Source organism: Tissierella pigra (assembly GCF_009695605.1).
In the GTDB taxonomy this organism is placed as follows: domain Bacteria; phylum Bacillota; class Clostridia; order Tissierellales; family Tissierellaceae; genus Tissierella; species Tissierella pigra.
On record NZ_VUNQ01000024.1, the window covers coordinates 12928 to 37957 of the forward strand.

20 protein-coding genes are annotated in these 25030 nt (G+C 30.2%); 8 read left to right on the forward strand and 12 right to left on the reverse strand.

Features of this window, described 5'->3' with window-relative positions; genetic code table 11:
• Positions 1 to 14: 14 nt before the first annotated feature.
• The 4 genes from FYJ83_RS11505 to FYJ83_RS11520 all read right to left on the reverse strand — a co-directional run bounded on the left by FYJ83_RS11505 (position 15) and on the right by FYJ83_RS11520 (position 5367).
• Positions 15 to 2639 carry an ABC transporter permease gene (locus tag FYJ83_RS11505; protein ID WP_154440721.1) on the reverse strand — a complete coding sequence of 875 codons (2625 nt, stop codon included), beginning with the start codon at positions 2637 to 2639 and terminating at the stop codon, positions 15 to 17.
• Positions 2626 to 3315, reverse strand: coding sequence for an ABC transporter ATP-binding protein (locus FYJ83_RS11510; protein WP_154440723.1), 690 nt, complete (start codon positions 3313 to 3315; stop codon positions 2626 to 2628). Before FYJ83_RS11510 ends, FYJ83_RS11505 begins: the two co-directional genes overlap by 14 nt.
• A 134-nt stretch (positions 3316 to 3449) precedes the next feature.
• On the reverse strand, positions 3450 to 4673 hold the full coding sequence (locus FYJ83_RS11515; protein ID WP_154440724.1) for a HAMP domain-containing sensor histidine kinase: 1224 nt from the start codon (positions 4671 to 4673) through the stop codon (positions 3450 to 3452).
• 4 nt (positions 4674 to 4677) lie between these two features.
• On the reverse strand, positions 4678 to 5367 hold the full coding sequence (locus tag FYJ83_RS11520) for a response regulator transcription factor (protein ID WP_216584799.1): 690 nt from the start codon (positions 5365 to 5367) through the stop codon (positions 4678 to 4680).
• A gap of 156 nt (positions 5368 to 5523) precedes the next feature.
• Here FYJ83_RS11520 and FYJ83_RS11525 point away from each other — a divergent pair, with 156 nt between their 5' ends.
• The 5 genes from FYJ83_RS11525 to FYJ83_RS11545 all read left to right on the forward strand — a co-directional run bounded on the left by FYJ83_RS11525 (position 5524) and on the right by FYJ83_RS11545 (position 13627).
• Entirely contained in the window at positions 5524 to 6345 is an 822-nt protein-coding gene (locus FYJ83_RS11525; RefSeq protein ID WP_154440726.1) for a putative ABC transporter permease, read from the forward strand.
• Positions 6346 to 6500: 155 nt separating this feature from the next.
• A complete protein-coding gene (locus tag FYJ83_RS11530) occupies positions 6501 to 9398 on the forward strand; it encodes an acyl-CoA dehydratase activase (protein ID WP_154440727.1) in 2898 nt (965 codons plus the stop codon).
• Between the two features lie 16 nt (positions 9399 to 9414).
• Positions 9415 to 10782: a 2-hydroxyacyl-CoA dehydratase gene (locus FYJ83_RS20300; RefSeq protein ID WP_154440728.1), complete on the forward strand. Its 1368-nt coding sequence runs from the start codon at positions 9415 to 9417 to the stop codon at positions 10780 to 10782.
• Between the two features lie 77 nt (positions 10783 to 10859).
• Complete coding sequence (locus FYJ83_RS11540) at positions 10860 to 12182, forward strand: helix-turn-helix domain-containing protein (RefSeq protein WP_154440729.1); 1323 nt, start codon at positions 10860 to 10862, stop codon at positions 12180 to 12182.
• A 74-nt stretch (positions 12183 to 12256) separates the two neighbouring features.
• Positions 12257 to 13627 carry an aldehyde dehydrogenase gene (locus FYJ83_RS11545; RefSeq protein ID WP_154440730.1) on the forward strand — a complete coding sequence of 457 codons (1371 nt, stop codon included), beginning with the start codon at positions 12257 to 12259 and terminating at the stop codon, positions 13625 to 13627.
• Between the two features lie 56 nt (positions 13628 to 13683).
• On the opposite strand, the gene FYJ83_RS11550 is transcribed toward FYJ83_RS11545, so the two are convergent.
• From FYJ83_RS11550 to FYJ83_RS11570, 5 genes are all read right to left on the reverse strand, one after another.
• Positions 13684 to 14178: an ECF transporter S component gene (locus tag FYJ83_RS11550; RefSeq protein ID WP_154440731.1), complete on the reverse strand. Its 495-nt coding sequence runs from the start codon at positions 14176 to 14178 to the stop codon at positions 13684 to 13686.
• A 167-nt stretch (positions 14179 to 14345) separates the two neighbouring features.
• Complete coding sequence (locus FYJ83_RS11555) at positions 14346 to 15740, reverse strand: MATE family efflux transporter (RefSeq protein WP_154440732.1); 1395 nt, start codon at positions 15738 to 15740, stop codon at positions 14346 to 14348.
• A gap of 145 nt (positions 15741 to 15885) precedes the next feature.
• A complete protein-coding gene (locus FYJ83_RS11560) occupies positions 15886 to 17862 on the reverse strand; it encodes a helix-turn-helix domain-containing protein (protein ID WP_154440733.1) in 1977 nt (658 codons plus the stop codon).
• 22 nt (positions 17863 to 17884) lie between these two features.
• Entirely contained in the window at positions 17885 to 18211 is a 327-nt protein-coding gene (locus FYJ83_RS11565) for a P-II family nitrogen regulator (protein ID WP_154440734.1), read from the reverse strand.
• Between the two features lie 36 nt (positions 18212 to 18247).
• Positions 18248 to 18949: a DUF1538 domain-containing protein gene (locus FYJ83_RS11570; RefSeq protein ID WP_154440735.1), complete on the reverse strand. Its 702-nt coding sequence runs from the start codon at positions 18947 to 18949 to the stop codon at positions 18248 to 18250.
• Positions 18950 to 19101: 152 nt separating this feature from the next.
• Here FYJ83_RS11570 and FYJ83_RS11575 point away from each other — a divergent pair, with 152 nt between their 5' ends.
• Positions 19102 to 19785, forward strand: coding sequence for a hydrolase (locus FYJ83_RS11575; RefSeq protein ID WP_154440736.1), 684 nt, complete (start codon positions 19102 to 19104; stop codon positions 19783 to 19785).
• Between the two features lie 50 nt (positions 19786 to 19835).
• Here FYJ83_RS11575 and FYJ83_RS11580 read toward each other — a convergent pair whose 3' ends face one another.
• The 3 genes from FYJ83_RS11580 to FYJ83_RS11590 all read right to left on the reverse strand — a co-directional run bounded on the left by FYJ83_RS11580 (position 19836) and on the right by FYJ83_RS11590 (position 23032).
• A complete protein-coding gene (locus tag FYJ83_RS11580; protein ID WP_154440737.1) occupies positions 19836 to 21194 on the reverse strand; it encodes an alanine/glycine:cation symporter family protein in 1359 nt (452 codons plus the stop codon).
• Positions 21195 to 21284: 90 nt separating this feature from the next.
• Positions 21285 to 22130 carry a response regulator gene (locus FYJ83_RS11585; RefSeq protein ID WP_154440738.1) on the reverse strand — a complete coding sequence of 282 codons (846 nt, stop codon included), beginning with the start codon at positions 22128 to 22130 and terminating at the stop codon, positions 21285 to 21287.
• Between the two features lie 17 nt (positions 22131 to 22147).
• On the reverse strand, positions 22148 to 23032 hold the full coding sequence (locus FYJ83_RS11590) for a DMT family transporter (protein WP_154440739.1): 885 nt from the start codon (positions 23030 to 23032) through the stop codon (positions 22148 to 22150).
• 139 nt (positions 23033 to 23171) lie between these two features.
• On the opposite strand from FYJ83_RS11590, the gene FYJ83_RS11595 reads away from it, so the two are divergent.
• On the forward strand, positions 23172 to 24470 hold the full coding sequence (locus FYJ83_RS11595; protein WP_154440740.1) for an aminotransferase class V-fold PLP-dependent enzyme: 1299 nt from the start codon (positions 23172 to 23174) through the stop codon (positions 24468 to 24470).
• 61 nt (positions 24471 to 24531) lie between these two features.
• Positions 24532 to 25020 carry a DsrE/DsrF/DrsH-like family protein gene (locus tag FYJ83_RS11600; RefSeq protein WP_154440741.1) on the forward strand — a complete coding sequence of 163 codons (489 nt, stop codon included), beginning with the start codon at positions 24532 to 24534 and terminating at the stop codon, positions 25018 to 25020.
• The last annotated feature ends 10 nt before the right edge of the window (positions 25021 to 25030 follow it).

Sequence of the window (25030 nt, forward strand, 5' to 3'; positions counted from 1 at the left end):
CTATCTTTTTTACTTTAATTTTCTGCTTTTATACTTTCCACTATGATTTTATCATTGATTCTCTTAAGGGGATATGCTCCAGATAATAAGGCTATTATTACAGCCCCTATACAGGCAATAAATATATTCTTCCATGGTATCATCCATTGAAATTCTCTAATTCTCATTAATATATTAAACAATATATATGACAATACTGTCCCTATTGTTCCACCAAATATCGTAGCATATATACCATAGAAAAGGCTTTCAAATGCTACCATTCTCTTAATACCAGATTGAGTCATACCTATGGCTTTAATCATTGCGATTTCCTTAGTTCTCAATATAATATTTGTACTTATGGTATTTATTATATTTATTGAACTTATTAAAGTGATTATGGCTACAAAACCATATAAAAATATACTTACAATTATATTTACTATCTTATTTTCCTTAGCTGATTCCGCATAATCTATATAATGAAACCCTGGTGTTCTTTCCTCTAATTTATCCAAATAAGACCTTATATTTTCAATGTCTCCATCCTCAGTCATATCAATATACATATTTGTACGGTATCTACTTATACTATCATCAATCTCTTCATCATTTGTCATTAATAAATTATTTAATACCTCTTCTGTAGTTATTATATTTATACTGCCATTTAGATTATATTCCATATCTAATATACCTTTTTCCAATACTCCTGCCACTGTTAGTTCTTTGTAAACACGATCTGCTCCTTCTTTATCTAAATCATAGGAAGCATAAGGTAGTTTATCTCCTACCTTTAATTTATATCCTTCCATCAAAGAATTCCTCTTAGTTTTTTGGTTATGGGCATAGGTACTATTTATAACCAATACTCCATTTTCTTTATTTAGTTTATCTATATCTAAAGTCCCTTCTTTTAATAATCCCTTTAAAACCTCTAAATTTTCATCTCCAATAGTAAATATTTGAGCATTATTTATCTCAATTAAATCATCTTTCTTATTTTCAAATAACATAGGAGCCATTTTTATCATATCCTTGCTAATTCGGTTTTCTTTGATTAAGACTTCTCCATTATTAAAGGTTACTTTATATACTCTCTTTATATCCTCTATATCTTTTAACTCTCTATATATTTTTTCTGCATTATCATCTATATCCCCATAGATAGAGAAATTTCCCATATTGCTACTTTCTACAACACCCATCTTAAACATAAAATTTGAGAAACTAGAAAATGTAATAAATAGAGATATACTTATAACCATGGAAAATACTGTTATTATAAATCTCTTTCGATTTCTTCTTAGATTCTTATATGCAATTTCTCCTTCTACTCCTAAGATTTTTCTGATAAATATAGTATTTTTAGTTTTACCAACCTTTTCCTTCCTAATACTTCCCGTATTCCTAACAGCTTCCACTGGAGACACCTTTCCTGCTTTTATTGCTGGACCTATGGCAGATAAAAATACTGTAACTAATCCTATTACAGTACTGATTAGAAATACAATTTCTGATATGGTTATTTTCATATCACTAAAAACAAGTATATCTGCTTTTAATAAATTAATGATATATAAAACTACTCTCATGGCAAATACTCCTGAAAACAACCCTATTGGAATACCTATTATACTAAGAATCATAGCTTCTTTAAGGACTATCCCTTTAATTTGCCTTGGTGTAGCTCCAACTGATCTCAAAAGTCCAAATTGAGTTATTCTTTCTAATACTGAAATATTAAAAGCATTATATATAACTGCTATAGTAGATACTATAATCAATCCTACTACAAACAATAAAAGAATTACCATGGATTTATCAAATGTTTCACTCATGCTTTCTGCATATAATCTCAATACTCTATAATTATATTCAAAGTCATTTTCTGTCTTTCCCAAATCCTTTGCAATTGATGTTACTTTTTCATATGCGTCTTTTACATTTGGAAGCTTTATATAAGCACTATAACTTCCTTCTTCTGTCTTATTATCTAATCCAACAACACCTTTAGTAACTAAGTTTCCTTTCCAAATATATTGAGGTTTTATAAAACCTACAACTGTATATTCCTTTTCTCCAGTTTTCTCAAAGGTTTCTTTTCTAATAATGTTTCCGTCTGAGGTCTCTTCATCATTTCCAATCACTCTATTTCCAACTGTTAATTTTATCTTATCTCCTAATTGTACCTCTTTATAAAAATAATTAGCCACCCAATGCTCTATTGCTATTTCATCTGGTGTTTTTGGAAGCCTTCCTTCATCTATATTAAGAGGAAGCATTTCTAGAGCTTTATCTTCAAGACCTTCTATTTCTATATATCTATATGGAATGTCCCATCTGTATTCTTCCCTTTCTCCTTGAGTTGTTTCCTGTACTATAGCCGAACCTTCAAACTTACCAATTCCTGCTTCTGATACTCCTACATGATTCATTAATTTATTTATACTATCCCTATTCATCTCATTAAATTTAGCATGATAAGAACCATTTTCTCTTATGGCATCTGCAATCAATGCTCCTCTTACAGATACAATTATGGTTCCTATTGCTGAAATAAGTGCTACAGATAAAATAATTCCCAATATAGTAAGTAATGTCCTGTTTTTTTGTCCTTTCAAATATCTATAGGTAATTTCTTTATAACTTTGCATTGTTAATCACCTCATTTATAATATTGCCGTCTCCTATGGTTATTATCCTATCAGCTTGAGAAGCAATATTTAAATCATGGGTTATAAGTATCAATGTTTGATTATATTTTCTTACAGATATTTTAAGTAAATCTATTATCTCCTTACTATTTTTACTATCTAAGTTTCCTGTAGGCTCATCTGCCAATACTATAGAGGGTTTGTAGACCAATGCCCTGCCTATAGATACTCTTTGCTGCTGTCCTCCTGAGAGTTCATTTGGCAAATGATGTTTTCTATCTTCTAATCCAAGAATATTTATTAATTCTTCAAGATGTTCTTTATTTACTTTCTTTGTATCTAAAAGTAAAGGTAATAATATATTTTCCTCTGCCGTGAGAACTGGAACAAGATTATAAAATTGAAATATAAATCCTACCTTTCTTCTTCTAAATATAGCCAGTTCCTTTTCAGAAAGATTATATATATCTACTCCATCTATATATATTTTTCCACTTGTAGGCTTATCTACTCCACCTAACAAATGTAAAAGAGTGGATTTCCCAGAACCACTTGCCCCTACTACTGCTACAAATTCTCCATTTTTTATAGTTAAATTAATATTTTTTAAAGCCTCTACTTTAGTATTTCCTGTACCATAGGATTTACATAAATCAACGACTTTCACCACATCCATTTTATCCCTCCTATTATATTTATCTCATTAACTGTAAGTAATAACATCATATTTATATTATATGGTGTCAACCTTACATCTTCATGAATAGAAGGATTACAGTTTAGTAAGAAATCTCTTAGATATAAAAAAGATTAAACTACTCCTTTTAAAAATGTCATCGTAAATTCTGTACCTTTATTTTTCTCACTTTTTACAGAAATAGTCCCATTTTGAGACTGTACTATTAACTTTGCTAAATTCAATCCTATACCAATACTATCTTCTTTAACTTCATTACTTACTTTATAAAATCTTTCAAATATATGAGGTAAATGTTTATAATCTATACCATCTCCATTATCTCTCACAGCAATGGTAGAAAACAAAGATGTTTCCTCTAAGAAAATATTGATTTGCCCTTTACCATGTTCTATGGCGTTCTTAATTATATTAATTAAGGCTTCTCCTGTCCATTCTTTATCTCCATAAAAACCTGCATTTTTATTACCTTCTATTTCTACAATCTGATTTTCCAATCTATGGCTTAATGCAGATAAAGCTATATTTACTATATCAGTTAATAATACTTTTTCTTTTTTAAATTCAATAGCTCCTGCTTCTATTCTTGCCACTTTCAAAAGATTAATTGTAAGCCATTCCATTCTATCTAATTGAGACCTTTCTTTTTCCAGAAAATTTTTTCTTACTTCTAAGGGCATATTATCATCCTCAATTAATAAATCATTAAATACTATTAAAGAGGATAATGGTGTCTTTAACTGATGAGAAATATCAGATATTATATTCTTTAAAAATATTTTTTCATCTTTTAAAATTTCCAAACTATTTTTCAGTCTATTTGTCATTTGGTTAAATTGATGGTTGAGTATATTAAAATCCCCTTCTCCTTCCTCAGGCAAATATACTTTAAAATCTCCTTCCACAACTTTCTCTGCCACATTATATACATCTTGTACTTTAGTATATATCTTTTTATATTCAGCTCTTATGATATAACCTAAAGGTATAATAAAAAAGAAGATTAATAGAGCCATGGATATTTCCATATTAGTATTTTTCAATATGGGTTGAAAAATCTTATCTAATTTCTCATGATAACCATAGGATTTCAATACTTCTTTTCCAATTAACTTATCATTTTCAGTTACCTCTTTAGTTATATATGAAATTATTTCATCTTCTACTTCTGGATAATGCTTTATTATATTTCCAACTAGACCCATATCTCTTTCTATTATTTTTTCATTTATACTATCTATAAAAACATTTACAATTAGAAACCCTATAATTGCAAACATTAATTGTAACAGTATTAATTTTAATATGATAGATTTAAATTCTTCGTTTCTAAGCAAATTCCTACCCCCTTACCTCAACATTCCATCTATATCCTATACCTCTTATGGTTTTTATATATATGGGATTTGAAGAATCTTCCTCTATTTTTTCCCTAAGTCTCCTTATATAAACAGACAGGGAATTATCATCTACAAATTCTCCATCTATATCCCAAAGTTTCTCCAACATTACAGTTCTAGATAATACTTTATCGGAATTATTCATCAATATACTTAAGAGCTTATATTCCGATGGCGTAAGCTGAACTAGTTCATCTTTATTATAAACCCTATATTCCATTAGATTTAATTTAATATCTCCAGATATTAGTACGTTTTTTCCTTTAGTACCTTCTGTCCTTCTAAGAACTGCCTTTATTCTAGAGATTAATTCTCTTATTCTAAAGGGCTTAGTTATATAATCATCTCCACCAATCTCTAATCCCATTACAATACTCACTTCTTCATCTTGAGCAGTCAAAAATATAATAGGAGTTGCTTTATCTTCTCTTATATATTTACAAAGTTCAAATCCATCTCCATCTGGCAAACCAATGTCTAATATTATTAAATCGTACTCTATTTTATCCACTAAATCTTTTCCTTTAGAAACAGTACTGGATATATCCACATCATACCCTTCAGATTTTAATGAATATTCTATTCCCATTGCCAAAGTAGCATCATCTTCTACTAAAAGTATCTTAATCACATAAACACCTCTTTCATTACTAATATTATAGCAAAATATTAATAAATTCCTAATTAACTTTAAATCTACTGAAAAAAATTGCATTTGTTGATTTTTTGAATTATAATTATATCATTAACCAATCTAAAAAAATATAGTAATGTGATGTGATATAATATGATAAATTTTATTCTTGAATATTTATGGTTCTTTATTATTTATGCTTTCCTAGGTTGGTGTGTAGAAGTCGCTTATCACGCAGTAACATCTGGCAAATTTGTTAATAGAGGTTTTTTAAACGGTCCCGTATGTCCGATTTATGGCTTCGGTATGATAATATTGATATTTTGCTTAGAAGACCTATCAGAAAATTTCTTTCTATTATTTTTAGGTGCATTTTTGCTTACATCGACTTTGGAACTCATTACGGGATTTATACTTGAAAAAGTATTTAATAATAAATGGTGGGACTATAACGATATGCCTTTTAATATAAAAGGTTATGTATGTCTCTCCTTTTCGATTATATGGGGTCTGGCTGGAGTCTTCATGATAGATATAATTCATCCATCAATTTCAAAGTTTGTATCTATCTTCAATAGTAATATTGGTAATATTATATTGATTATACTTTTGGCATATTTTATAGCAGATTTTCTTATAACAATTTTAGGTATCATGAAAATAAAAAAACATATGCTTATACTTGAAGAAATAGCTGAAAAATTAAGATCCTATTCGGAAGATGTAGGTGAGAATATTTATAAAGGCATGACATTAGCAATTAAAACTAAAGATAATATGAAAAATAAACTTGCAGAACAGAAGTCAGATTTTAAAGATATTATAGATGAAAGAAAGCTACATATGGAAGAATTAAAGACAAAATATGAAAAATTGTCAAAAGAAAAAAGCTTTATTCATAGGCGTTTAGAAAATGCTTTTCCTAATATTAAGAAAAAGCTTTCTGAACTAGACCATAATAGAAAAGATAAATAAAACAGCCTAGTTTCCAAATAGGGGACAGTATTCTTACTGTCCTCTATTTTATTTTTGGGGAGGTGTTTGTTAAATTTTATCGGAATATTGAATAATATTAAAACTATGATATAGTATAATAAAGTTAATTATATAGAAATGAAGGGACGATAAAAATGAGAATCGGTATTGATGTAGGTTCTACAACATTAAAATGTATTGTATTAGATGAATATGACAATATAGTTTTTAGTTCCTATGAGCGTCATTATTCTCAAATCACTAAAAAAACTAAAGAATTGCTAGAAAGAATTATGGAAGAATGTCAATGTGACGAATATGTTAATCTATCTATTTCAGGTTCCGCTGGTATGGGATTTGCCGATAGATGTAAAATTCCCTTTGTTCAAGAAGTATATGCAACACGTATAGCAGTGGGAAAACTGATGCCAGAAGCAGATGTGGTTATTGAATTAGGAGGAGAAGATGCAAAAATACTATTCTTAACCAATGGATTAGAAGTTCGTATGAATGGCTCCTGTGCTGGTGGTACAGGGGCATTTATTGACCAAATGGCAACTTTACTTAATATTACTCCTGGCCAAATGAATGATTTAGCCAAATCTTATGATAAATTATATACAATTGCCTCAAGATGTGGTGTATTTGCCAAATCAGATGTTCAACCTCTTTTAAATCAAGGAGCTAAGAAAAATGATGTTGCTGCCAGTATCTTTTACGCTGTTGTAAATCAGACCATAGCAGGATTAGCTCAAGGTAGAGAGTTATTAGGTAATGTGGTATATCTTGGAGGACCACTGACCTTTTTATCAGAACTTAGAAAAAGCTTTGACAGAACTCTTAATACAGAAGGTATTTGTCCAGAATACTCCTTATATTTTGTTGCCTTAGGTGCTGCCTTTATGTCTGAATCCCAAAAGATAAATCTAGAATCTACTATATCTATGATTGAAAATCAAAATAGTGATGGAGATTTTGCCCATACTTCTCCATTATTTCATAGTGTAGAAGAATATAATAATTTTATTTCTAGACACAATGCGGAAAAGGTAATATATTCAAATCCTAATGAATACAATGGAAATGCCTATATTGGTATTGATGCAGGTTCAACTACCATAAAGATGGTAATTATCGATGATAAGGAAAATATCCTAAATTCAGTTTATCTTCTCAACAAAGGAAATCCTGTATCTATTGTAAAGGACTTTCTACAAGATTTTTATAACAAATTTCCAAATATTATCATAAGTTCTAGTACTGTAACTGGATATGGTGAAGAAATAATAAAAAATGCCTTTCAAATAGACTATGGTATTGTAGAAACTATTGCACATTTTACTGGTGCTAAGAAATTTAGGCCTAATGTGGACTTTATAATAGATATAGGTGGACAAGATATTAAATGCTTTAAGATAAAGAATGGTGTTATTGATAATATATTTCTGAATGAAGCTTGTTCCTCTGGCTGCGGTTCATTTTTGCAGACCTTTGCCGGGGCCTTGAATTATACCATTGAAGATTTTGCAAACCTAGGAAACTTTGCTTCAAACCCTGTAGACTTGGGATCACGTTGCACAGTTTTTATGAATTCTTCTGTCAAGCAAGCTCAAAAAGATGGAGCTACCATTGAAGATATATCGGCAGGTTTATCGGCTTCAGTAGTTAAGAATGCCTTGTATAAAGTTATTCGAGTTACATCTAGAGAGGCCCTGGGTAAAAATATTGTAGTTCAAGGTGGTACATTCTTGAACAATGCTGTACTTCGTGCTTTTGAAATGGAATTAGAGCAGGAAGTTATTCGACCAAATATTGCAGGTTTAATGGGAGCCTATGGGGCAGCCCTTTATGCAAAATCTAATGCTAAGGATATCTCCACTATTCTAACAAAAGATAAACTGAAATCCTTCTCCCATGAAGTACAAGGTACTACCTGTGGACTTTGCAGCAATAATTGCAGATTGACTATTAATACATTTGATGACGGCAGAAAGTTTATTAGTGGCAATCGATGTGAAAAACCTTTATCAAAGAAAGAAGGAAAAAAACAATTAAGTATATATGACTATAAAATAAAACTCTTAAATAACTATCAGTCTATTAAAGGAAAACGAGGCAAAATAGGGATACCCATGGTATTAAATATGTATGAATTATTACCTTTCTGGCATAAATTTTTTACAGAATTAGGATTCGAAGTAATTATTTCTCCTAAATCCAATAGAGATTTATACCTAAAAGGTCAGCATACTATTCCTTCTGATACAATTTGTTATCCAGCGAAACTTGTTCATGGACATATTGAATCTCTAATAGATAGTGGGATTAACAATATATTCTATCCATGTATGAGTTATAATTTAGATGAAGGATTAGGAAATAACCATTATAACTGTCCTGTGGTTGCATACTATCCCGAAGTCATCAATGCAAATATACCACAGATTAAGAATATTAACTTTATCTATGATTATATTGGTCTTCATAGACCTAAAGATTTTATAAAGAAAATTTATGGAATTTTAGGCAGAAGCTTTAAGGATATTACTTTAGACGAAATAAAGTTGGCTTCTAGCAAGGCCTATGAAGAATACTATTCTTATTTAGAAAGGGTTCAGACCATGGGCAAACATTATATAGATTATGCAAATAAAAATAATCTACCTATTATAGTTCTAGCAGGCCGTCCTTACCATGTAGATCCTGAAATAAACAATGGGATAGATAAATTGATATGTCAATTAGGTGCTGTAGTTATATCAGAGGATGTTATTAGCGGAAATATATCCAAATTTCCAACTTCAGTCTTAAACCAATGGACCTATCATGCTCGACTATATGCTGCAGCTAAATATATTGGAGATAAAGATAATATGAATTTAGTACAATTAGTTTCTTTTGGATGTGGTTTAGATGCAGTCACTACAGATGAAGTTAGTGAGATATTAGAGAATGAAGGAAAGATTTATACTCAAATAAAGATAGACGAAATAACAAATCTTGGAGCTGTGAAAATCAGGCTTCGCAGTCTGATGGAAACTCTCAACCAATGAAAGGAGTCATGGTAATATGACAACAGATCATACTAACATAAAGGATTCAAATGTCGTATTTACTAAAGAGATGAAAAAAGATTATACTATTTTAATTCCAGATATGTCTTCAATTCATTTTTCTCTTTTTAAAAACGTATTTCAACAGTATGGATATAAAGTAGAAATACTTAAAAATGAAGGCCCTTCTGTAGTAAATGAGGGATTAAAATATGTTCATAATGACATCTGTTACCCTGCATTACTTGTTATTGGTCAGATGATAGATGCCCTAAATAGTGGTAAATATGATTTAGATAAGGTGGCTCTCATTATTAGCCAAACAGGGGGAGGGTGCAGAGCTTCCAATTATATACATTTACTTAGAAAAGCTTTAAACAAAGCTGGATATAAGAATATCCCTGTCATCTCCTTCAATGTTAAGGGGATTGAAAAGAATAGTGGGTTCAAACTTACTTTACCTTTGATTAACAAATTATTAGTAGCTTTAACCTATGGTGATATGTTGATGCTTTTAAAAAATCAAGTTAAACCCTATGAAATCTCTAAGAGTAGCAGTGAAGATTTGGTAGATTTTTGGATTAATCATTTAGGAATGCAATTTGAACATGACAAAGGATATACAATAAAAGAAGTAAATAGAAACTTAGAGAGAATAGTCAAATCCTTTGGAGAGATTCCAGTTTTCAACGAGAAAAAAATAAAAGTAGGAATTGTTGGAGAAATTTATATAAAATACTCAAAGTTAGGCAATAACCATCTAGAAGATTTTCTTATGGGTGAAGATTGTGAGATCATGGTCCCTGGTATTATGGGGTTTGCAATGTATACTGTAGATAATTCCATGGTAGATGTTGATATTTATGGTGGAAGTAAGATTAAAAGAACAAGTGCATCATTAATAATGAAGTACCTTAGAATGTACGAGAATATGATTATCGATGCAGTTAAGAAATATAGTGATTTTACCCCCCCTTCTTCATTTGAACATTTAAAATCCCTGTCTACAGATATAATAAATGAAGGTTGTAAAATGGGGGAAGGCTGGGTGCTAACAGCTGAAATGGTTGATTTGGTTAAAATGGGATATGAAAATATTGTATGTACTCAGCCATTTGGATGCTTGCCTAATCATATAGTAGGAAAAGGAATGATACGCAAAATTAGAGATATTTATCCTAATGCAAATATAGTCCCCATTGATTATGACCCAGGGGCTACTAAGGTTAATCAAGAAAATAGGATTAAATTAATGTTATCTGTGGCTAAAGAAAATCAGGACTTAAATAATCCCACTAAGAAATATAAAACATCAGATAGACAAAAAAACTCTTTATCGGTTAAAGGACATAAAGTCGGAAAACAACTTAAAGCAGAAAATTAATATAGCAACACAGGAAATATTTTTGCTCCATCCCTATGTTAAACTTATATTACCCTAGGGCAGAGAGGAGAATAACCATGACTACTATTCAATTGCTTCAAAAATCCATTGATTATATTGAAGAAAACTTAAAATCTTCAATTTCCTTATTAGAAGTTTCGGAGATTTCAGGATTTTCAGTATATCATTTCTGTCGAATTTTTTCTAACTATGTAGGTATGCCTGTAGCTGCTTTTATTACTAAACGCAGACTTTACCATGGAATCTATGAAATTCAAAACGGTAAGAATATAATAGACATAGCTCTTTTATATGGTTTTGATACCTATGCAGGATTTTTCAAAGCATTTAAACGTGAATTTGGTTGCTCTCCTACAAAGTTTTTAAAGCTAAATACTGTTAAAAGGCCAATAACAGTAAATTTAATTAGGGAGGCAAAAATTATGCTAACACAGAGAGAAATAAAACAGATATTATCAAATTGGAATTTAGACTCAAATTTAGAAATAGAAGATACCCTTACTTTAGGTGGTACAGTTAAATCTCATAATACATGGTTAATTAATGGAAAATATATCTTCAAAACAGGAAAAAATATTGCAGGTTTAAAAACACATATTGCCATTTCAAAGGAACTAGAAAAATCTGGAGTCCTTGCAGCAACTCCTATTAAAACCATTAAGGATGAGAATTTTGTTATTGAAGATGATAGATACTTCTGTCTTACCAATGCTATCAAAGGTAAATTTCTGACACCTGAGGAACGTTATGCAGGCAATAGAATTGAAACCGGAAAAAAATATGGTGAAGCCATTGGGAATTTACACAAGATTTTAAAAAAACAGGATAAAAATTCAGAAGTCAATGACAGTAATCTCCTCAAAACTGTATTAGACTGGGCATTGCCACAAACAAAGATAACTATGGAACAATGGGAATGTCCATTACCTGATGAATTTTATGAGGACTTTACTAAAAACTTTAGCAAACTTTACAATGAATTACCAAGACATATAATTCATCGTGATCCCAATCCATCTAATATTATGTTCCATGATGGTGAAGTAAGTGGATTTGTCGATTTTGAAATCAGCGAGAGAAATGTACGAATCTTTGATCCTTGTTACTGTGCAACAGGAATCTTAGCTGAAGCTACTACAATTGCTGATAGGTTTGAAAAATGGGATGAAATACTGAAGGGAATAATTACTGGATATGATAATATTTGTAAACTAACAGAATCTGAAAAACTTTCAATTCCTTATGTAATCTATTCCATTCAAATGATTTTCATTGCCTGGTTAAATGGAAAAGAGGAACTTAAGAATCTTGCAATGCAAAACAGGAAGATGCTCTTATGGATTTGGGAAAACAGAGATAGATGTTTCCCTAATATATAGTAAATTCCAATAATATTTCTGCTTCTTTTGTGATACAATTGATTTAAGATAGAATCATAGAAAGGATTGATTCCATGGCAGAAAACTTATATAGCTCAAAACAAGAGTACTTTCACAAAGGTTATACTAGAAGTTATGAATTTAGAATAAAACAACTTAAAAACCTTAGAGATGAAATAAAAAAAAATGAAGAGGAAATAATAAATGCCTTAACTATGGATTTAGGTAAACCTATTTTTGAATCCTATACAGCAGAAATTGGAGTAGTATATCAGGAATTAAATCATACAATCAAAAACTTGAAATCTTGGATGAACCCCAAGAAAGTTCCTACTCCTGTATATCTTCAACCTGCCAATAGTTATATTTATTCTGAACCTTTAGGTGTAGTTCTTATAATTAGCCCATGGAATTATCCTTTTCAATTGGCAATATCCCCATTAATAGGTGCTATTGCGGCTGGCAATTGTATTATCCTAAAACCATCTAACCAATCAAAGGAAATAGAAAAAATAATTTCAAAGATTATTAGTAATATATTTGAAGATAATTATATTAGTGTAGTAGAAGGTTCTGGCTCCAGTGTGGTTACACCTTTAATAGAGAATTATAGATTTGATCATATATTTTTCACAGGCAGTATGAATGTAGGTAAAAAAATATTGGAATTATCTGCAAAACATTTAACACCTGTCACCCTAGAATTAGGTGGAAAATCTCCCACAATAGTTCACGAAGATGGAGATATTGATTTAGCAGCTAAAAGAATTACTTGGGCAAAGTTCTATAATGCAGGTCAAACCTGTGTTGCCCCTGATTATCTATTGGTACATGAATCTAAAAAAGAGACCTTAATAGAAAAAATAAAAAGCTATATTGAAAAATATTATGGTAATAATCCTCAAGACTCTAAAAATTTAGGCAGGATAATTAATGAAAAAAGATTTGATAGATTAATAAGTTTACTTGATAATACTAATATATTAGTTGGAGGAGACTATAATAGAGAAACTAGATTCATATCCCCTACATTGGTAGATGAAGTAAATATAAATCACCCAATTATGCAGGAAGAAATCTTTGGACCGCTCCTTCCTATACTGACCTATGGAGATATTTCAGAGGTTGTAGATATTGTTAGAAAAAATCCTTATCCATTGGCATTATATCTTTTCACAAAAGATAGGATGATAGAACATTATATTTTAGATAATCTTCAATTTGGTGGTGGATGTATAAATCATTTAATAACCCATGTGGCAAACTCCAATCTTCCCTTTGGTGGAGTTGGTTTCAGCGGTATAGGAAAATATCACTCTAAATATACCTTTGATACATTTTCCCATGAAAAAAGTGTATTTAAGTCTATGGGAACCATTGATACCAATATACTATATCCACCTTACAACGAAAGAAATCTAACACTGGCTAAAAAATTCTTATGAGAAATTCATCATAAATAAAATCGACCATTTAAAAATGGTCGATTTTATTTTTTATATTAACTTGCTACTTTAGTTCTCTTTAATGCTTCAAATAAAACTATTGCTGTAACTGCTCCAAGTAGTCCCTGCATTATATTTCCTGGTACAGATGCTAGCGCTGCTTTTGCTCCATACATAAATATCTCAGCAAAATAATATCCAAATGCCATCCATAATCCACCTACTACTGTAGCTATAATGGGCTTATCTTGACCTAGTTTAGTCTCTAGTATTTTTCCTGCAATATATCCTTCTAATCCCTTTACTATGAAAGTAATAGGTGCATAGTGACTATACCCTAATAGCAAATCAGCTAATCCTGAACCTATTCCTCCTACTAAGAATCCACCTTTTTTTCCCAAAGTTAAAGCTGCTAAAAATACTACCATATCACCTAAATTCAAATATCCATTTGTACCTATTGTAGGAATATGAATTACCATAGTCATAACTGTAGTCAATGCCATTAAAACTGCCATTCTAGTTATGGTTTTTGTATTCATCTCTTTCATTTCAATCTCTCCCCTCTTTTTTGTATCGATACATTGTTTATTTATCTTATGTAGTGTGCTTAAATTTATAATAACACTTTCAGTACAGTTTTTCAATAGTTTTTACAATTATATAAATAAAAATAAAAAAAGCAAAAACATAATATTATGTTCTTGCTTTTTTTATCTTAATTTGATGGAAAAGGAATAGTTCCTTTTGTAGTTGTCTTTGCCTTTTCAATCTTTAGATTTAACTCATGTCCTTCTTCTCTAATTAAAATATATGCTCCAATACTTGCTAAAATATCTGATATTGGGTATCCTAGCCAAACCCCCATAGCTCCTAAATTAAATACCTTTACCAGTATAATAGATATTGGTATAGTTAGTATCAATTGTTTAGATATTGATAAAAATATGGATGTCCTCGCTTTTCCAAGTGCCTGAAAATAAAATATAGAAACATAATAAATACTAACTAAAGGTAGTGCTGCTACTATTATTCTAAATGCCTTTACAGATTCAACTATTATTTCTTGCTCTTTTACAAATATGGAAATTAACTGTGGTGTAAATATCATTACCCCTATCCACATTATTAAAGATGTGATAAAAGCATATATAGTAGTTTTCTGCATTACTGTTTTCAATCTTTTATAATTTTTTGCTCCAACATTAAATGCTGCTATTGGCTGCATGGCTGAAGCTATTCCAAACATTGTTATAAATAAGAACATATACACCTTAGATATAACACCTAGTACTACAATCCCAGTATCTCCTACTGTATTAACTAATAAATGATTACGAACTGCCATTAAGAATCCATCTTCTGATTCTATAATAAAAGCAGATAATCCTACTAATATAATTGGTATTATAATTTTTTTATCTATTTCAAAACCTGATGGTATTTTATATTCTTTTTTTATCTTTACATAATTATAGTACGCATAACTAAATCCTATGATTTGAGAGACTACTGTAGCAATAGCTGCACCCTTTACTCCCATTTTAAATTCCACAACTAAAATATAGTCTAGTATTATATTTACTATGGCTCCTATACTGGTACTTATTATTGAAACTTTATTATTCCCTACAGCAATCATAATATTGGATATAAAAGTTGTCAAAGTTAAAAAGGTTGACCCAAATATTATTATATCTAAATATTCCTTTGCATAGGGTAATATCCTTTCACTGGCACCAAGTGCTATAAGTACCTTTTCTGAAAAAATATATATAATAGCTGTTAGTATCAACATTATTAAAGAACATAAGGAAAAACCATTTCTTATAATCTTTCTAGATTCTTCAAAATTATTTTGTCCATTGGCTCTAGAAAATGCTGTAGATGTTCCTACTGCTATCATTACACCTAATGCTATTATTATTCTTTGTATAGGAAATACCAGTACCAATCCACCTATTCCATATCCTCCTACACTTCTTCCTACAAACAAAGTGTCCACCATATTATATAATTCCGATACTAAAAATGAAATTATTATTGGAATAGAGAATCTAAGAAGTAATTTCCCGATTTTTTCCTCTCCGAATAATTTGTTATTTTTACCCATAATAAAACCTCCATTTATGTTACTCTATTATGTTAACATAAATGAAGGTTTCTTTTCATTCACTTCTTTAGTATCTATTTTGGATTGTTTTTGGCTTTTAAAGAAATTTAGATTTTGCCAAACCTTAAAATAATCCAAAAAAACATTAATTAAGTACACTATTTAAAACAAATAGCACTGCTCCATAGGGTTTTACATTTGCTACAGTATTATATACAGTAGATTTCTTACCATAATAGAATGATATATTGGGATGAACATACTCCTTTAAAAGCTCCCAATTATCATTATCTAACCTTTCAGGCCTATTTAGTCCTACCCATTTATCATATACTGATCCATACCTTTTATCTAAAACATATTTTGTAACTTGAAAATCACTTTCCATATTTAATATATTTAAAGATATTTTTCTTTCCTTAATCTTTTCAAGAGGGTTTTCTCCATATATCAACTCTTCATCTAATTCTACAGGATTAAAAAGCATTATTTGATAACCGTATTCTGATTTTGTAACTACATAACCCTCACCCCTGTCTATTATAGTGTCTCCCAATGAGGATAATAACATATAGCCATAATATGAAGGTTTCTTTAAATGATTAGATGTAAATATTCCTTTATCTCCAAAAAATGTATCATTATAAAGAATAATTTCTTTAGATATTTCGTCTACCATATTTAAAACTATTCTATTATTTAATTGAATATAATTGTATAGTATATAAGGCACCATTGCTAAATTATCATGAACTCCATGTATGTCCTTTTTAGGAAAATATGGTTTTAAATCCTTTAACTTAATATTCAACCATTCCTCTACATCTTCTTCATAAAGATTAGAAAAATGCTCTATAAAGTCATCTATTACATATTTTTCTACATTTTCAGTCCGAATTATTGGGATTAATTCCTGCTGTCTTAGAAAATCCAATATGGTTTCGACCCTAGTCCAATTAATAAACTTATGGTTCTTATCTCTGTATATGTCCATATCTTCAGAGAATAATCTATTTACTATACAATATTTAAACCCTATTTCTCTTTGTATTTCTTCTAATATTCTTCTATTTTCCTCTTCTAAAAGAAGATAAATATCTCCTAAATCTATTACATCTGGTCTTGTAAATGTTTCTCCAGTATCTTTTTTAAGGTCTATATCAATTTTAATTATCTTATTATCATAATTATATCTTTCATAGTCCTCTATATAATGATTCAGAAATGGCAAGGCCTCTTTAATATTTAAATAATTAATTTTTGTCATCTTTTCTAACTGTTCTCCATTAACTTTGTTTTTCTTACGATATGCCATTGGTGTACAATTATAATGGTTTTTAAAGTGTTTATTATAATACCTTACATGAGAAAATCCCACTTCTTCTGATATTTCAGAAATATTTTTATCTGTATCAAGCAATAGTTTAGTAGATTCCTCTACTCTAATTTGATTTAGGTATTCATTAAAACCCTGTCCAAATATATCCTTTATTTTATAGGATAAATATTGAGAGGTCAAAAACTCTTTATCTGCAATATCTTGCAGGCTGACTTTATTCATATAGTTGTTGCTTAGGTATTTGACTATTCTATGGTATCTTTCAAGCTGTTCTTCATCTTCTTTGAGGCTTTCTTCTCCTTCATAAAAAAGATAATGAAAGTTATTAAGCAAATGGTACATCATATCCAATAGGTATTCCTCTATTTTATCCTCATAATCATCTATCTTTGATATTGCCTCATATACCAGTATAGAGATATATCTTCTTAATTCGTAATATTTCTCATCCTCTTGTCCTTTTTTATCTGAAGAATCCGTATAAAAAAAGACTTCCTTTGCATCATCATAATATTTTTCAAAAAAGTTCGGGTCGATATTAAGTATTAAAACTAAATTATCAGGGTCCTTAGATTTTATACTATAGACTTCATTTGAATTTATTATTTCTATTTCTCTTTCTTCTAAAGTATAAATTTCATTTTCTACACCAACATCTATAGTACCCCTTAGTACAAATAAAACTTGAATAGAATCCTGCCAATGAATTGGATATTCCATAATATTTGCTAGAAATATATTTATAGGTAAATCCTTTATATATTCAACATATTCTTTTCTCATATCTGTTCCCCTATATCTTTATTTAATCCTCAAATTCTTCTCTATGATGTAACCCTATTAAATTATTAACTGGAACTGTAAATATAATTCCTGTACCCGGTTTCTTCAATTCTCCAGCTTCTACCATTGCTTTCATTATATTTTTATATTTATCTACTTCTGTTAGAATCAATATTATTTCCTTCGAAGCTTCAACATGAATACTTAAAAACTTCTTTACTTCTGATTCCCCTGTTCCTCTACCATAAAATATAGTCGCTCCATTGGCTCCTGCTTTTTTAGCAGATTCTACAACTTTATCAGCCTTTCCTCTTTCAACAACAGCAACTATACATTTTATTTCTATCATAATAACACTCCTTTCATTTCTATGGTAACAATATTTTTAAATCTTAGTTAATATTCCTAATATCATTACAGAAATCATAGAGCCTATAGATGTAAGCCCCACTATTCCAAAACCAGAAATCAATGGGTCTACCCCTTCAATAACTGATGCTAAACCTACAGCTAAAGCCATATTAATTGGTATATTCACAGGACCGGTTGTTGCAGAAGCAGCATCAAATGCAATGGCACCAAAAGGTTCTGGTGCAAAAAATGCCAAAATCATTACTACTAATAATAATGGTATTAAAACCTTTATATATGGAACATTTAATAATATTTTTAGTAAACCTATAGCCATTCCACCACCAAATCCTAGGGCAACACCTTGAATTAATAGCTTATATGGAATAGCTCCAGAAGATAACTCCTCTACTTCCAATGCCAATGCCTTTAACCCTGGTTCTACTAATGTTGCACAATATCCTATTGCAAATCCTATTATTAGTATAAGCCATTTTCTTTCAATCATGACAAAATTTCTACCAACAGAATCTCCTAAAGGTATTAGACTCATGGTTGTCCCCTTTAAAAACAAATGAAGACCTACTACGGATAATAAAAATCCAATACTAAAATCCTTTACACTATGTAGTGGTTTTTTTAGTACAAATATTTGAAGTATGGCTAGTATAGCCGTTAGGGGTATAATGCTAGCAGCAGTTTCCCATAAGGCTCCCAAGCCTTGTAAACCCTTCATAACAATTCACTCCTCTATATTTTTTTGTAACTTATAGTGTTATACCCATTATAGCATATTAATCACAACAATTTTACTTATAAATAAAATAATTGGGTAAACAGGGGTTATAGGGTATAATATACTTATCTAATTTCTTTAGGAGGTGTAATATGGAAAAAGAAAAATATATACCAGAAGTAAAATCACATCTTAGGTCTAGAATAATAGAAGTACCATCTTCCATATATAAGGCAAGTGGTATAAAAATCTTAGGGACAAGGATTAAATCATTATTATTTACTACTGACGTAGCCATAATTAAAAATTCTAATGCTAATTCTATTATAGCAGTATATCCCTTTACTCCACAATTATCTATTACTCAATCCATACTTGAGGTTGCTGCAGTTCCCGTATTTGTTGGAGTAGGTGGTGGACTTACTACAGGTAAAAGAGCTGTAAATATTGCCCTTCAGGCAGAGCTAATGGGAGCCTATGGAGTAGTAGTAAATGCTCCTACTAAAAATGATGTAATTGCCCAAATGAAAGAAGGAATTGATATACCAATTATAGCAACAGTAGTATCAGAATGTGATGATTATAAAGGTAAGATTCAGGCAGGAGCAAGTATATTAAACGTATCTGGTGGTGCTAAAACAGCTTATTTAGTACGTAAGATAAGGGAAGATTTAGGAAAGGAATTTCCTATTATAGCAACAGGAGGTCCTACAGAAAAATCCATACTTGAAACTATAGAGGCTGGAGCCAATGCAATAACTTATACTCCACCTACAAGTGCAGAAATATTTTCAGGAGTTATGGAAAAATATAGAGAGGATATGCAAAAAGAATAAAATGAGCATATATATGCTCATTTTATTTTTTTTGTTTACTATTATATTATTTATCTATTATTAAGTGCATTTTCTTTTGCAAAGAATTCTTTAGTAAGTTTAATAACAACTCCACTTAGAAGTGCAACTCCTATTAAGTTTGGTATAGCCATTAAACCATTTAGAGTATCTGCTATATCCCATAAAAGCTCAAGCCCACCTACAGCTCCTATAACTATAAAAGGAATATATAATATTCTGTAAAAAATATTAACTTTAGGTCCAAATAAATATTCAGCACATCGTTCTCCATAGTATTCCCAACCTAATATAGTGGAGAATGCAAATAGTAAAATACCTATGGAAACTATCCATCCACCTACTGTCGGAATTGCAGCATTGAAAGCTTCTGTTGTAAGAGCAGCCCCTGTTGCTCCATTTTTCCATACTCCTGTAGTTAAAATTGTCAGTGCAGTTATGGAACAAATAACAATTGTATCTACAAATACTTCAAATACTCCCCATAGTCCTTGACGTACAGGATGGTCTGTAGTAGCAGCAGCATGAGCTATAGGTGCACTACCAAGTCCTGCTTCGTTTGTAAATACTCCACGAGCAACTCCATATCTCATAGCCTGTTTAAGAACTGAGCCTGTAAATCCTCCTATAGCAGCTGTTCCTGTAAATGCAGAGCCAAATATTAGACCAAATGCCTCTGGAACGTGGGAAATATTCATAATAATTATTACTAATCCCCCAAGAATATAGAATGCCGCCATAAAAGGTACAAATATTTCAGTTACTTGACCAATTCTTTTAATACCACCTATAACAACTATAGCAGCAAATACTGCTAAAAAAATTCCTGTCCATAGTTTAGGAATATTAAATGTAACTTGAAGTGATTCAGCAATGGAATTTGATTGAACCATATTTCCTATACCAAAGGCTGCCAAAGCTCCAAAGAATGCAAATATATAGGCTAACCACTTTAGATTAAGTCCATTTGTAATATAATACATTGGACCGCCTACGAATCTGCCATCATCTGTCTTTTCTCTATATTGAACTGCTAAAACTACCTCTGCAAACTTTGTAGTCATACCAAATAATGCTGCAACCCACATCCAGAATACTGCCCCTGGACCACCAATAGATATGGCTGTGGCAACTCCTGCTATATTACCTGTACCTACTGTTGCAGCCAATGCAGTAGCAACTGCCTGAAAAGCTGTTACCTCCCCTTCACCTTTGTCTTCCTTTGCAAACATCTTTAATAAAGTGTTCTTTAAAATATAACCTAGTTTAGTAATTGAGAAAAAATTAGTGCGTAATGTTAAGTAAACTCCTGTCCCAACCAATAAAATAAGCATTGGTGGTCCCCATACAAAATCATTAATAATTTCATTTAACCTCATTAATTGATCCATTACCTCTCCCCCTTTTATTAGATTATTCCTATTATAAAGGGGACACTTCAAAAAAACTCAAAATTATTCAAGGTTGATGTCAGAATATTTCTAATTGTTTTGATTTTCACAAAGTATACATATGCCAGATAAAAACTTTTTCATGTTTATGGTTCCTCTATCTTTAGATTTTCCTCTTATATAATCCATTTCTCGTTTTATTTGTTCAAAATTAAATAATGTATTGGAATATTCCATAAAAGTTTCATTCATATAATCCTCTATTCCTAAAGCTGCAATATTTACCATTGCTGTATTTATAGCCCTTCTCATTTTTTGTTCCATGATTTTTGGATTTTGTGTAAATTTGGAACATATATCCCGTATGGATATATCATTTAATTTTATATTGTTATAAATCAAAAATTTAACAACATTTAGTAAGTCCTCACTTCCCATTTCTCCCATAATTCCTAATTTTAATAAAATAATATTGATACTTTGTTCACAATTCTTTATTTCTTCTGTGCTATTAGAATGTGGATTAGTTTCTTTAAATATTTCTTGAATTTTTCTTATTTTTTCTTCTAACTGAATATTATATTTTACTTTTTCTATTATAGTTTTTACTTCTAGGGTATTTATTGGTTTATAGATAGCATACTCTACACCTTCCTCATATGCCTTTTCTATATCTTTCTTAGATGCAAACTCTGAAATCATAATAAACTTAATATCTATACCTTTTCTCTTTATTTCATTTATAACTTGAAATCCATCTATTCTATCTCCTAAGTGATCTAAAACTACTAAATCTGGAGAAGAAAATATTATTTCTTCTAAACCTTCATTAAAATCCCTTGATTCCCCTACTAATGAGCCTAAATTGTTATTATGTATAATCTTTTTCAAGATATTTATATCATTTGAATTTTTATCCAAAACAAATATCTTCATTTTATACCTCCAGTGGCTTATTCTACTATCTTTTTGCCCCTTAAAAATTCCCATTTGGTTTCACTTGTTATAACAGAAATTAAAATTGCCATACATCCTATAAAAAATTTTATAGTCAATGGTTCTTTTAAAAATATAATAGAAAATGTGCTTCCAAAAACAGCCTCTAAACTTAAAATTATGGCTGCATGAGTTGAGCTAGTATATTTTTGTGCAACAGTTTGCATTAAAAATGCAGTCATTGTACTAAAAATGGCAAGATATAATATGGGGAAAATTGTATTTGACTCCAATTTAATATTAGTTCCCTCAAATGATAAAGCAAATATAAATGATAAAATTGCTGCCGTTAAAAACTGTATTATAGTTATTACATAAGGATCAGATTCCTTTGCAAAATGTCCTGTAGAAGAAATGTGCATAGCAAACAGTACAGCACATAAAAGAGTGAGTAAATCCCCATATCCCATAGATAAATCTTTATTTAGACTAAGTACCCCTATTCCTATTAAACATAGAAAAGCTGCTGCTAAGTCAAACTTATCTGGCCTTTTCTTAGATATAATCCAATAAATAAATGGTACCATCACCACATTTGTAGCTGTAATAAAAGCTTGTTTTCCAGCTTCAGTATATTGAAGCCCAACAGTTTGAGTAGCAAATGCTGCAAATAAACATGACCCAATTATAATTCCAGCTTTAATATCTTGTTTTGAAGCATTTTTAATATTCTTAAAAAATACTATGGATAAAATAATAGTTGAAATAGTAAACCTAAAAAATAACAAATAATATGGAGTCACATAGTCTAAAGCATTTTTAGTAACAACAAATCCTGAGCCCCAAATGATTGCTACTAAAAGCAGAGACATATCTGCATATAATATTTTTTTCTTTTCCAAATACTCATCCCCTTTCCCCTTTATTATATCATATTAGAATTATTCCATTAAAATGTTTTTCACTTTCTTTCCCTAAACATACACCAAAACTTGGTTTATTAATAAAATGATATTAATAAAAAATAATGAGGGTGATTTTATGGAAAAAAATTTAATCGTAGGTAGTGATAGTCTTGTAAGACTTACAAATGGAAACTATGTTAATTATATAAATTTTGATAATGCTGCTACAACTCCACCTTTTAAATCAGTAATAGATGAAATAAATAATTTTTCTCATAATTACTCTTCTATTCATAGAGGTACAGGATATAAATCCATAATATCTTCAAGAATTTATGATGAGGGCAGAGAAATAGTATTGGATTTTGTAGGTGGCAATAGAGATTATCATACAGTAGTCTTTTTAAAAAACACTACAGAATGTATAAACAAACTTTCCTATAGACTTCAAGAAACTTTAAAGAATAAAGTAGTATTATCTACATACATGGAACATCATTCAAATCTACTGCCATGGAAATATAGATATAATACAGACTATGTAGAAGTAGATGAATCTGGAAGATTGTGTTTAGAGGACTTGGAATTTAAACTAAGGCTATATGGAGGAAAAGTAGGCTTAGTTGCTGTTACTGGTGCCTCCAATGTAACAGGATATATTAACCCCATATACGAAATTGCAAAGATTTGTCATAAGTATGGAGCTAAAATCTTAGTAGATGCTGCCCAACTTATTCCTCATAGTCCCTTTAGTATGGGGGATATAAATGATCCAGAACATATTGATTTTGTTGTCTTTTCTGCCCATAAAATGTATGCTCCCTTTGGCATAGGTGCATTAGTAGCACCAAAGGAAACTTTTAAAGATGGATTCTCTGAACAATTAGGTGGCGGAACAGTAAAATATGTTTCTATAGAAGATGTAGTATGGCTAGACCCACCTATGAAAGAAGAGGCGGGAACTCCAAATGTAATGGGTGTAGTTGCACTTTCCACAAGTATAAAGACATTAGAAAACTTAGGTATGAGAAAAATCGAAGAATATGAAAGGAGTTTAACTAAATATGCCTTAGATTTAATTCAAGATATTCCTGGAATTGTTTTATATGATGACAAAAATATAGATGAAAAAGTATCTATTATATCATTTAATATGGAAGGATTATACCACGATGAATTAGCTCTTATTTTAGCTCATGCAGGTGGGATTGCCGTTAGAAATGGTTGTTTCTGTGCCCAGCCATATGTCCAAAAACTCCTTAAAATATCTAAGGAAGCAATGCTTCGATATAGGAACGATGAGTATTTACCTGATCCTGGATTAGTGAGAATAAGTTTTGGATTATATAATGATTATAATGAAATTTATCTCTTTTATCATCTTTTAAATGAAATCAGCAAAAATGTAGATTATTACAAGAAAAGCTTATATTAAAACATTAATTAAGTATATAAATACTCCTTTCTACTAATCCTAGTGGAAAGGAGGTTTTTTTATGAGTAAAAATCCTAATAAAAAAATGAGCATATTGATGTTTAGCGGTGATTATGATAAGGCACTAGCAGCCCTTATTTTAGCTAACTCTGCTAGGGAAATCAATATTGATGTTACTATGTTTTTTGCTTTTTGGGGACTAATGCTTATTAGAGACCCAAATTCTATACCAGAAGAAGAAAAGACTGCTTCTGAAAAGATGTTTGCCAATATGACTCCAAAACATATAGAAGATCTTCCATTGTCTAAAATGAATTTTGCTGGTATAGGAAAGAAAATGTTAGTAGGTATGATGGAGGAAAACGATACTCCAAATCTTACTGCATTTTTAAATGGAGCATTGAAAAAAGGAGTAAATATGAAAGCATGTAAACTCTCCTGTGAAGTAATGGGCTTTGGAGAGGCAGAATTACTTAAAGAAATCAATATAGTTACTGCTGAAGAATATTTAATTGATGCTTTGGAAACAGATATTCAGCTATTTATATAATTCCATATGG